This is a genomic window from Microvirga tunisiensis (genome assembly GCF_009296175.1).
GTDB lineage: Bacteria > Pseudomonadota > Alphaproteobacteria > Rhizobiales > Beijerinckiaceae > Microvirga > Microvirga tunisiensis.
Genome location: NZ_VOSK01000251.1, coordinates 1 through 9,311 on the forward strand (window position 1 = coordinate 1; position 9,311 = coordinate 9,311).

The following is a 9,311-nucleotide window of genomic DNA, read 5'->3' on the forward strand; positions in this document are numbered from 1 at the left end:
ACTTCAAGAAGATGTATGACAGCCTGCGTGATTTCCGGAACGAGGAGTACCTCTGGTTCCAAGTCGCCGAGTATGGCTTTGACACCTTTATGATCCGCACCCGCGCCCGTGGATGATGCTGGAGACGCGCACAAACCTTTCAGTGAGAAGAGAGAATCTCGCTGAAGAAGGCCGCTCATGGCGCGGCGCTTGCCGATCTAACGAAGGGCGACGACTCGCGACCGGTCCAATGGAATGGCCTCAGAGATCACCAATCCCCCGTAAAAGCGCAGGGCCGAGCAGGCGCTCCGGGCCTCGTCGAAGAGCCGAATGATTTCGCTGAGTTGATCATCGTCCAATTCATGGGCCGTCCTGTGCTGATCGATCAACTCAGCGATGTGGCTGTTCCAGACTCGACTGGACATTGTTAACTTAAGGGTTTTTGCGTGCATTTTGCAGATTTTCGGCCGGGGCCGGGGACGTACTTTCAAAAGCTTTGGGCTGGGGTTGGTGACCTCAATCAGCCCTCATTTGCTTAAGTTGACAATCCCCTTCACGCCAGGCTTAGAACGTATTGATCCCGTGTTGGCTTGCCGCCATCTCCTTGACGAGGCAAGCCGCATGGTAGTGCATCGCGCACTTGATCGTCAGGATCTGAAGGAGCAACGGGGAGCGGCGGTGCAGCGCCTCCTTGATCATCATCCGGTACGCCTGCCGCAAGGCTCGATCACGGACTCGGCTTTCCAACCGGAGCACAATCACGGCTGACTGGACGAGGGCCGCAAGGCTCTGCCTGAGGTGAGCCGGCCAGGGCCGCTTCGGCCAGTGCTCGAGGCTCGCCAACGGTCCGTGCAGGTAAAGGTGCCTGACCCTCTCGCAATAAGCCTCCGGAGCATAAAGCGCCTGCATGACCCGAAGATGGCCGCGCCTGAGCTGATCCCGATCCAGCCGAAGGGGAATCACGTTCGTCCCGCTCGGCGGGTTGTCCACTTCGTCAAGCCGCCCTTCCCTCGCCAGCCGCGCGTGCAGTGGGGTCTTGGGAATGGCACTCAGCATGCCGACCATCGTGGTGATGATCCGGGCCTCCTGGATGAAGGCAATCTGCCGATCGAAGATATCCGGCCCGTCATGGTCAAAGCCCACGATCTGGCCGCTCCAGACCTCAAGGCCGGCGTCCTGAATGCAGTGGATCTTATCAACAATGGAGCCGCCTTGGCGCAGGTTCTGCAGTTTCTTCGTTTCCCGCAGAGAGGCTTCGTTCGGCGTCTCCACGCCGACGAACACGATCCGGATGTTGACCGCGCTCATCAGGGCGAGCAGCTCCGGATCATCCGCCAGGTCGATTGACGCCTCGGTGAAGAACATGAGCGGAAACCCGTTGGTCTGTTGCCACGCGAGAAGGTCCCGCAGGACTGCTTTGATCTCCCTCTTGTTGCCGATCAGGTTGTCGTCGACGATGAACACGGTCGACATCCCGTGCCGGCGCCAGAGGCAGTCGAGTTCGGCGATGATCTGCGGGCTGGTCTTGAGGCGTGGCTTGCGCCCGAAGGTCACAATGATGTCGCAGAACTCGCACGTGAACGGGCAGCCGCGCGAGAACTGCACGCTGCCGAAGGCATAGTCCCTCATGTTCAGCAGATCATGCCGGGGGACCGGTAGTTGCGTCACATCGGTCCTGTGGGCCTGCTCGTAGCGGCGGGCCTGCTGGCCGGCGCTCCAGTCGGCCAGGAACTGGGGCCAGGTTGTCTCGGCCTCGCCGATGAAGATGACGTCGACATCGGAGCCGAAATAGTCCTCCTGGACGGTGACCCAGGGGCCACCGACCACCACGAAACAGCCGCGCTGTTTGAGTTCTGCGATGATCTCTCGCATGTGGAAGCGCTGGACCGACATGCCCGTGACACCGACGATGTCAGCCCGGGCACACCGGTCATAATCGATGGGCCTGACGTTCTCGTCGATCAGCTCGATCCGGTGCTCCGCAGGGGTGAGCGCCGCCAGCAGGGGCAGAGCCGCGACGGGCAGGTTGGCTTTCACGCCAAGCAGGTCAAGTGCATATTCCAGCCCCCAGAAGCTGGTCTCGAATTTCGGGTTGATCAGGACGATGTCCGCCATCGAGAACATCCCATGCAAGTGCGACGAACTGGCTGCTCACGTCGCGCGCTGCGGGTTCGGAGGGCTTCGTGCCGCGTGACTAGCGCGGATTGCTGAAGAAGGTGTCGTCCGCAGCCAAGTCAGCAATCAACTGTGCCAGGGCTTGGGCTGCGGCCAGCAGTTCCTGTCTCTCCTCCTCCGTCAGTCGCCCAACCGGAGCACTCCAGCGGCGATCTGCTCCAGGGTTCTCCAGCTCTGCTGTCTGGAGCAGAGGTTCCTCGTCATCCCAGCTCACCGTCAGCTTTGGCATCGGACTGCTCCCGGATCGGACAGCTCTTGACAGGCCTCGGCGCAAGAGTACCCGATCCCGCGACGATCAGAAACTGCCCCTGTTCGCCTCCTTGGGATGATCCGCAGCTGACAGGCCTCTTACGGGCACGCGTAAGATTTGCGCAGTAAACCGCGCCCAAACAGGACAAGCTCGGAACAATACCTCTCCGATGCTCCCGGTTTCCTGGGTCCGACACACGCTGGGTCAACCTCTGCTTCAGGCGCGACCGTGACAAGGTCGGCTCGTCACCTCTGACCGGCCCTCCCCTGCTGGTCTGCCCATAACGGGAAAAGCGGCATGAGATCTCAAATGAGTTCCTCTCAGTGGCTGTCTACCGACGGCAGTTGAACTGGATTGGGCAAGTCAGGTGCAAGGCAGACTGCCTTGGCACATTGGAGGCGTGGCACCCGTCCTGCGAGCCGCTTGAGGTGAACCATTCACGGGGCATCGTTAACTTAACGGATTTCGCTCACCTTTCGGGCATTTCCGGCCTGAGGCAGGTCACAGGTTTTCAAGGCCTTCGCTTCTGTGGCAACGACCTCAAACAGCCGACATCGGCTCAAGTTGACGATGCCGCTTGCGAACCGCCGCTTATGCTCCCACAGCGGCTCCATCCAATTCTGCCCTTCCCCAGTCCTCGCGACGGCTGAGGAACGGCAGCCCTCCCGCGGGACTTTCCCTCAAAGCGCCGATTCCGGCGCCGGAGCAAAGGAGGGAAGAATGTCGATCGTGAAAATGGTCGAGCTATCGTCCCAGTCACCGGATAGTTGGGAGGATGCCACCCGTCAGGCGGTGGAGCGAGCCTCGCGCACGGTGCGGAACATACGCTCCGTCTGGGTCAAGGAATTCGAGGCTGTCGTGGAGAACGATCAGGTCACCCAGTTCAGGGTCATCCTGAAGATTGCGTTCCAGCTCGATGAGGGCGCCAACGCCCGGAGCACAAGGAGCATGGGAAGCGACGAGATCCTGGGGCTGGAATAACGCTCCTCGGTCAGCCTGGCTCCGTCACGTCAGATCCTGACTCCTTCGGCCCAGGCGACGCCGTGCCAGAGCGCAGCGTCAGGTCGCCTGTGCCATGTGGCAAGGGCATCCAGCAGAGCCTGTACGGTCTCGCGCGGGGTGCCGGTCTCGGCAATCTCATCGATGGCTTCCTCGAGGATCTTGGCCAGGTTGGTGACATAGCCTTCGAAGTCCGGCTGCCCGGAGCAGCCGCCAAAGAACACCCAGGTGTTCCGCCGGGGCTGCGCGCCAGCCTGATGCAGAAGCTGCACGAGGCGGCGGCCGACGATAGGATCGTTGCCGTGGCGGTCGTAGGTGCGTTGGTAAGCGTGCCAGACCGGGGCCAGCCCCGGCGGCTCCGGCCAGAGCCGCATCACCTCGTGGTCATCGTCCGCCAGGATGATCCGCCCGCCCGGGCGCACGGCGCGAACCATGGTTCGCACGATGAACAGCGGATTGGAGACGTGCTCGAGCAGAAAACGAGCATGTGCCATGTCGAAATGGCCCCACTCGCTGTCGGTTAATGGTGCGACCTCTGCATTTCCCTGGCGCATATCGATAAGATGGGTTTCGCCGGCAGCGTCCGCTTGCCTCATCGCTTCAAAGATCTGCTCATTGCTGCGTTCGATCCCCACAACCGGCACGCCTGTTACCTTGGCCATGGCTCGTGAGAACTGGCCGAGACCAGCGCCAAAATCAACAATGCGCTCTCCGGGAGTGAGAGCGGCCTGTGCAAGAAACCGCTCGTTGAGGAGGTGGTTCATCGCGGTCAGCCGCTGCTGTTCCGCTGGACTGGTTCCGTGGGTGTAGTGAGACGAGGACATGCGGTGCTCCCCGGAATGGTCTGGTGAGACATCCCAAGCCATGGCAACTCGCGGGCACAGCTCGGTTCCTCTGCCTGCACGAGATCGCAGCGCTGCCCGATTATGATACCACCAGGGCTTCGTGCTGGCGACGGTGCTGGATCAGCGGTGGTGGGATCAGCGAGGCCATCGTGCTGGGCTGCGCCGGCATGCTGGATCTCGCAGCAGATCTTTCAGCCCGTCACAGGCTGCCGGTCCTCGATGGCGTCGCATGCGCCGTCAAACTCGTGGAAACCCTCGTAGGGCCGGGTCTCAAGATATCCAAGATCGGAGGATATGCGTCTCCCTGCCCAAGCCTTATGGCGGCCGGTTCGCCGGCGACGGGTTTGACGAACCGGCATTGTTTTATAGAGACGGCTTGGGTGATCTTGAACTGTGCCGGAGGCTGGCTGGGCTATTCGACCCTATCCATGACCGCCGATGTTACAACTGCACCCAAGCCGGATCAATAATCTGTTCGAATCACTCTGATGCGTCGTGCAACTCATCCGTCTTGACGAAGAAGCTCGCCAGGGAGGATGGGCCAAAACTCGTCGAGATCGCCACGTCGGTAGCGTCGCGCCCCGTGGCCATCAGGATTCGCCCGATTCTCGGGGTGTTGTGCCGGGCGTCGAACGTGTACCACCGGCCGTCCAGATAGGCTTCGAACCAGGCGCTGAAATCCATCGGATAATCCACCGGCGAAATGCCGATATCGCCCAGGTATCCCGTGCAATAGCGCGCCGGGATGTTCATGCAGCGGCACAGAGTGATGGCCAAATGGGCAAAGTCGCGGCAGACCCCGACCTGATCGTTGTGTCCCTGCCAGGCCGTTCGGGTTGCACACGCATCCTGATAATCGAATCTGATCCGGCCATGCACGTAATCGCAGATCGCCTGAACGCGTGCCCATCCTCCTTCAATCCCGCCGAAGAGATGCCAGGCGGTATCCGAGAGTTGGTCAGTTTCGCAGTACCGGCTCCCAAGCAGATAGACGATCACATCGTTGGGAAGGTCCTCGACAGGCTGCTGTACCGCATCCGGAACCACCGGATCGTGCAAGCCGGAATCGCGGATCAGAAAATCTGCTGAAAGCTCCAGCCGCCCGGCTGGCGCAAGCAGCCGGGTGCAGACGTTGCCAAAGGCATCACGATACTGCCGGTGCTCGACGGGAGGATCGCACATGAGGTCATCGGGCGTGATGAGGTCCGGCACCCGCGATGGATCAACATTCAGCATCAGGAGCAGAGGTGTCGGTTGCGGACACTCGAAGGCGATCCGGTAGCCTGCCTGAATGATCATCGCGCACTCTGCGGATTGGAGAGCTGAAGTTCACCGTTGGGCGAGGTTGTCCTGCCAGCGCTTCGCGCTGGGCTGGCCTCCGAGGCCGTCACGTTCACCTCGACCGTCATGCCGTTGAAATCACCCGGCTCGCCCATCCACGTGCCGGAGAGTGGCACGGCCTGCCGGGGATCGCGTGCCACCGCGATCCGGATCAGGTCGCGATTGCCGATAATGCCGTTGGTCGGATCGAACTCCACCCAACCGGCGCCGGGCAGGTAGACCTGGCACCAGGCATGGGTCGAGCCACCACCGACATGGCCGGATCCGTCCAGGCTCGGGCTGTAGATGTAGCCGGACACGAAGCGGGCGGCGAGCCCGAGCGCCCGCACGGCCTCGATCATCAGGATCGCAAAGTCGCGGCAGGTCCCGCGATTGAGCATCAGAGTCGTCAGAGGATCCTGGATCCCGGTTTCAGAGCGCCTGTTGTAGGTGAAGCTCTCCTTGATGGCGTAGGTGAGCGTCATCAGGAGTTCACCGGTGCGGGTTGGGCGTCCCTGATGCAGGAACTTCTGAACCCAATGATGGATCTGGTGATCCGGGTCGAGATACTGCCGCTCCATGGCCCGCGTCAGGTCCGGCATCTCCTCTGCGCTGTAGGCAAAGGGATAGGTCTGAGCATAGTCCTCCATCTGGAAGTCCGGCGCGTTCGATGGTTGGTGGTCGAGGCGGATGTTGCTCTCGAACCGCAACTCCGACGCTTCTTTGGAGAACCGCGCAATGGCAACGCAGTTGCCGAAGACATCGTGGATCCAGCGCATCGCACTCGGCGCCGGATCAATCTCGATCCGGGCATCCAGGAGCCTTTGATCATAGCTGTCGCGCGGCCGAAACATGATCCGGTGTTCGCCGAAGGAGACCGGCCGCTGGTAGCGATACGTCGTGACGTGTCGGACTGCGAGAAGGGTCATCTCATCCGCCAACCAGTGAGGCAACTGGAGGATCCAGAGGCACTGCTGTTCCGGCCCCCCGGCCTGCGAAGAGTTTAGGATCGAATGATCGGGAGGAGGAAGCCCATAGTTTAGGCTTCCTCGCCGCCCGGGATGTTGCGATGCAGGAGCCGCCTGGACGAGGCGAGGCCATGAGTTTTGCTTCTCCAGCGCCAGTCATCGATTGCGGTTTCAGACAGGGGAGTGCGAACTTGCGGGCTGTCCGATCTTGCCTTGTTCTGCCGGCTCAGTGGACTAAGCTTCTGTGCGTGCTGGTGGGCAGGGCCGGACGATGCAATCCTTGGAGCGCGTCCACATCTTTGGAGCCGCAGGCTGCGGCTCATCTACGCTCGGGCGGGCGCTTGCCCAACGGCTGGAGTGTCAGCACGTGGATGCAGACGATATGTATTGGCTTGCGACTGTTCCGCCTTACCAATCCAGGCGAGCCGCACCCGAGCGCGCACGGATGCTGGAGAAGGCAACCCGTTGGGCCAGGCACTGGGTGCTGTCCGGTGCGATCGTGGGGTGGGGCGATGCCTTGATCCCGACCTTTGATCTTGTGGTCTTCCTGTACATCCCTGCTGAAGTCAGGCTGGCTCGCCTTCGTGCGCGTGAGTGGGATCGCTTCGGACCCGAGATTGAGCCTGGCGGCTCCATGTATGAGCAGCATCAGGCCTTTCTTCGATCGGCTGCTGGCTATGACATAGGTACCAGCGGGCGAACACTCGAGACCGATGCCACCTGGCTGGCACAGCTCGATTGCCCTGTCATGCCCATGACAGGCGCATGCTCAACCGCTGATCAAGTCGACCACATTCTGTCATTATGATGCTACCTTGAGATCGGTAGAGGCACGGTCCTGATGTCCGAGAGACTGGTCACATCCGCTCAGTTGCGCGCCGGACGGGCGCTCCTCGGACTATCCCAAGCCGAGCTTGCCGGACGCACGTGCCTGTCCACGTCGATTATCCAGCAGGCTGAAGCGGAAGGTGGTCCTGACGCGTCCGAAGCCGCTAGGGCGGCCATCCGGGTTGCTCTGGAGGAGCAAGGTATGATCTTCCTCGAGGCGGATGGCCGGGAAGGACCTGGCGTTCGGCTGAGACATTCTGGTCCTCCCGACGAGGGCCTGCGGCCGGATCAGCTGACGAGCGACAACGACATCTGACCCAGCAGCGGCCAACCACATCGGCCTCTGTCAGAAGACTGAGCGGCATGCCATGTTAGGTCTCGTGATGCTGGGAAATTCCCAATGGCTTATCGGGTCCGGTGGCAACTGGTCGGACGATCCGGGCAACCGCTCGATAACGGCTGCATCGGCGAGGGCTTTTGCGGGTACGGCGATGCAGTGGCCACGGTGGTGGAGTTCCTGCGCCTTTACCCGGAGGTGAGCCGGTGCCCGGCCGAAAGCTACTGGCTGGCACGCCGGTCGATGGATGCCGATCTGGCGGTGTGGGTCTGGATTGAGCGTCACTTGATTGAAGAGCCGACTGGGATCAGCAGTGCATGGCGGGTCTCAGATGCGGCAGCAGACCAAGCCCCAGCGCTTGTGTGCGGCTAGCATCCGAGCCTCCAGCGGCGCCTGACTGCTGATCGTCGCCACTGAACTGACAGGCTTGGCGCTCCTCCTAAGCCCGCGCCCTTTACCGACGTCTAACTTCTTTGCGCTTCACTGTTGAGCACGTGTACGAGTTGAACAGCTGCAGGAGGGGTTACCAGACATGAAGCTGTATCGCCTCAATGTTACAGCGGACGGGGAGCCCTCTGCGATCTTCGCCATGGCCGAGGATGTGGACAGCCTTCTCCATGCCATGGAGTACGAGGACCACGGGGAAGCCGACGAGGAGAGCCTGCTGCCGTACTTCGATGGCGAGAAGAAGCCGCGGCTGATCAGGAGCCTTGAGGATGTTCCTGAAGATTACCTGGATTTCGTCTGCCTGGGCGACAATCCGGAAGAGTTAACAGTGGCCGAGTTCTTCGACACGCAGGAGTAGTCAGCTGATTGCTGCGCGACGCCTGAGGAAGGCAGTAGAGATGGACCGGAATCTCCGCATCAGGCCTTTCTGAACCGACGCCTGCCGCGGTCTGCGAGAATGGCCCGTGCTGCATTGTGGCCTGGCGCGCCGGTGACGCCACCGCCCGGATGGGTGCTGGAGCCGCACATGTACAATCCCGCCAGCGGCGCCCGGTAATCGGCATGGCCCAGCATCGGCCGGGCGCTGAAGAGCTGATCCAGGCTCAGGGCTCCATGGAAGATGTCGCCGCCGATCAGCCCGAACGTGCGCTCGAGATCGAGCGGGCTCAGGATCTGGCGTCCAACCACGCTCTGCTGGAAGCCGGGAGCATAGCGGTCCACCGTCGCGATCATGAGGTCAGCCACCTCGTCGCGGTGATCGTCCCAACTGCGGCCATCCGAGAGGGCCGGCTGCACGTGCTGACAGAACAGGCTCGCCACATGCTGCCCCCGCAGCGCCAGGCTGTCGTCGAGGGTGGACGGAATCAGCATCTCGACAATCGGTTCGCGGCTCCAGCCCTCCCGCTTGGCGTCGTCATAGGCCCGGTCCATGTAGGCGAGCGATGGGGCAATGACCCCACCTACAATGGTGCAAAACTCCTCTTTGATCTCACGGTGACGATCCCGTGGGATCGGCTGCGAACGCGGTATGGCAATGGTTTCCTGGGTGCGCCGTTGATGCTGTGTCGGCCGTCCAGGACGCGATGGCCCGATCACGGAGGCGCCGATGCCAAGGCGCAAGATAATACCCCCGATGCTCAAGGTCCGGGTGAGCCATGAGGTCA

Annotated in this window: 11 protein-coding genes and 2 pseudogenes; 7 read left to right on the plus strand and 6 right to left on the minus strand. The window is 61.6% G+C overall.

Translation table 11 applies throughout. From position 1 onward, the window contains the following. A pseudogene (locus FS320_RS48620) lies at positions 1–116 on the plus strand (ABC transporter substrate-binding protein); the annotation flags it as partial. A 427-nt stretch (positions 117–543) separates the two neighbouring features. On the opposite strand, the gene FS320_RS32210 reads toward FS320_RS48620, so the two are convergent. Both FS320_RS32210 and FS320_RS32215 read right to left on the minus strand, forming a co-directional pair. Continuing rightward, positions 544–2,094: a B12-binding domain-containing radical SAM protein gene (locus FS320_RS32210; RefSeq protein ID WP_152716513.1), complete on the minus strand. Its 1,551-nt coding sequence runs from the start codon at positions 2,092–2,094 to the stop codon at positions 544–546. A 79-nt stretch (positions 2,095–2,173) separates the two neighbouring features. After that, positions 2,174–2,383 carry a hypothetical protein gene (locus tag FS320_RS32215; RefSeq protein WP_152716514.1) on the minus strand — a complete coding sequence of 70 codons (210 nt, stop codon included), beginning with the start codon at positions 2,381–2,383 and terminating at the stop codon, positions 2,174–2,176. A gap of 741 nt (positions 2,384–3,124) precedes the next feature. On the opposite strand from FS320_RS32215, the gene FS320_RS32220 reads away from it, so the two are divergent. After that, a complete protein-coding gene (locus FS320_RS32220) occupies positions 3,125–3,385 on the plus strand; it encodes a dodecin family protein (protein ID WP_152716515.1) in 261 nt (86 codons plus the stop codon). 29 nt (positions 3,386–3,414) lie between these two features. On the opposite strand, the gene FS320_RS32225 is transcribed toward FS320_RS32220, so the two are convergent. Further along, on the minus strand, positions 3,415–4,227 hold the full coding sequence (locus tag FS320_RS32225) for a class I SAM-dependent methyltransferase (RefSeq protein ID WP_152716516.1): 813 nt from the start codon (positions 4,225–4,227) through the stop codon (positions 3,415–3,417). A gap of 158 nt (positions 4,228–4,385) precedes the next feature. Between FS320_RS32225 and FS320_RS48625 the strand changes: the two are divergent. Next, positions 4,386–4,718 (plus strand): annotated as a pseudogene (locus FS320_RS48625) (hypothetical protein); the annotation flags it as partial. A 10-nt stretch (positions 4,719–4,728) separates the two neighbouring features. Here the strand turns inward: FS320_RS48625 and FS320_RS32235 are convergent. Both FS320_RS32235 and FS320_RS32240 read right to left on the minus strand, forming a co-directional pair. Beyond that, positions 4,729–5,547 (minus strand): transglutaminase-like domain-containing protein, encoded by an 819-nt coding sequence (locus tag FS320_RS32235; protein ID WP_152716517.1) that lies wholly within the window; start codon positions 5,545–5,547, stop codon positions 4,729–4,731. Beyond that, complete coding sequence (locus FS320_RS32240) at positions 5,544–6,497, minus strand: transglutaminase family protein (RefSeq protein ID WP_152716518.1); 954 nt, start codon at positions 6,495–6,497, stop codon at positions 5,544–5,546. The genes FS320_RS32235 and FS320_RS32240 overlap by 4 nt, the downstream gene beginning before the upstream one ends. 310 nt (positions 6,498–6,807) lie before the next feature. Between FS320_RS32240 and FS320_RS32245 the strand changes: the two genes are divergently transcribed. The 4 genes from FS320_RS32245 (at position 6,808) to FS320_RS32260 (ending at position 8,506) form a co-directional block, all read left to right on the plus strand. After that, positions 6,808–7,344, plus strand: a complete 537-nt coding sequence (locus FS320_RS32245) for an AAA family ATPase (protein WP_152716519.1) — start codon at positions 6,808–6,810, stop codon at positions 7,342–7,344. Positions 7,345–7,377: 33 nt separating this feature from the next. Then, entirely contained in the window at positions 7,378–7,680 is a 303-nt protein-coding gene (locus tag FS320_RS32250) for a helix-turn-helix domain-containing protein (protein WP_202882919.1), read from the plus strand. Positions 7,681–7,764: 84 nt separating this feature from the next. Then, a complete protein-coding gene (locus FS320_RS32255) occupies positions 7,765–8,073 on the plus strand; it encodes a hypothetical protein (protein ID WP_152716520.1) in 309 nt (102 codons plus the stop codon). Positions 8,074–8,233: 160 nt separating this feature from the next. After that, on the plus strand, positions 8,234–8,506 hold the full coding sequence (locus FS320_RS32260) for a hypothetical protein (protein ID WP_152716521.1): 273 nt from the start codon (positions 8,234–8,236) through the stop codon (positions 8,504–8,506). 59 nt (positions 8,507–8,565) lie between these two features. Here FS320_RS32260 and FS320_RS32265 read toward each other — a convergent pair. Next, positions 8,566–9,311 (minus strand): phytoene desaturase family protein (locus tag FS320_RS32265; RefSeq protein WP_244627538.1); only part of this gene is annotated, 746 nt, incomplete at its 5' end.

Bases quoted from the DNA above. Each gene is read 5' to 3' on its own strand.
- FS320_RS32220 (WP_152716515.1), top strand. From the start codon at position 3,125: ATGTCGATCGTGAAAATGGTCGAGCTATCGTCCCAGTCACCGGATAGT.
- FS320_RS32245 (WP_152716519.1), top strand. From the start codon at position 6,808: ATGCAATCCTTGGAGCGCGTCCACATCTTTGGAGCCGCAGGCTGCGGC.
- FS320_RS32210 (WP_152716513.1), bottom strand. From the start codon at position 2,094: ATGGCGGACATCGTCCTGATCAACCCGAAATTCGAGACCAGCTTCTGG.
- FS320_RS32225 (WP_152716516.1), bottom strand. From the start codon at position 4,227: ATGTCCTCGTCTCACTACACCCACGGAACCAGTCCAGCGGAACAGCAG.
- FS320_RS32240 (WP_152716518.1), bottom strand. From the start codon at position 6,497: ATGACCCTTCTCGCAGTCCGACACGTCACGACGTATCGCTACCAGCGG.
- FS320_RS32260 (WP_152716521.1), top strand. From the start codon at position 8,234: ATGAAGCTGTATCGCCTCAATGTTACAGCGGACGGGGAGCCCTCTGCG.
- FS320_RS32255 (WP_152716520.1), top strand. From the start codon at position 7,765: ATGGCTTATCGGGTCCGGTGGCAACTGGTCGGACGATCCGGGCAACCG.
- FS320_RS32235 (WP_152716517.1), bottom strand. From the start codon at position 5,547: ATGATCATTCAGGCAGGCTACCGGATCGCCTTCGAGTGTCCGCAACCG.
- FS320_RS32215 (WP_152716514.1), bottom strand. From the start codon at position 2,383: ATGCCAAAGCTGACGGTGAGCTGGGATGACGAGGAACCTCTGCTCCAG.
- FS320_RS32250 (WP_202882919.1), top strand. From the start codon at position 7,378: ATGTCCGAGAGACTGGTCACATCCGCTCAGTTGCGCGCCGGACGGGCG.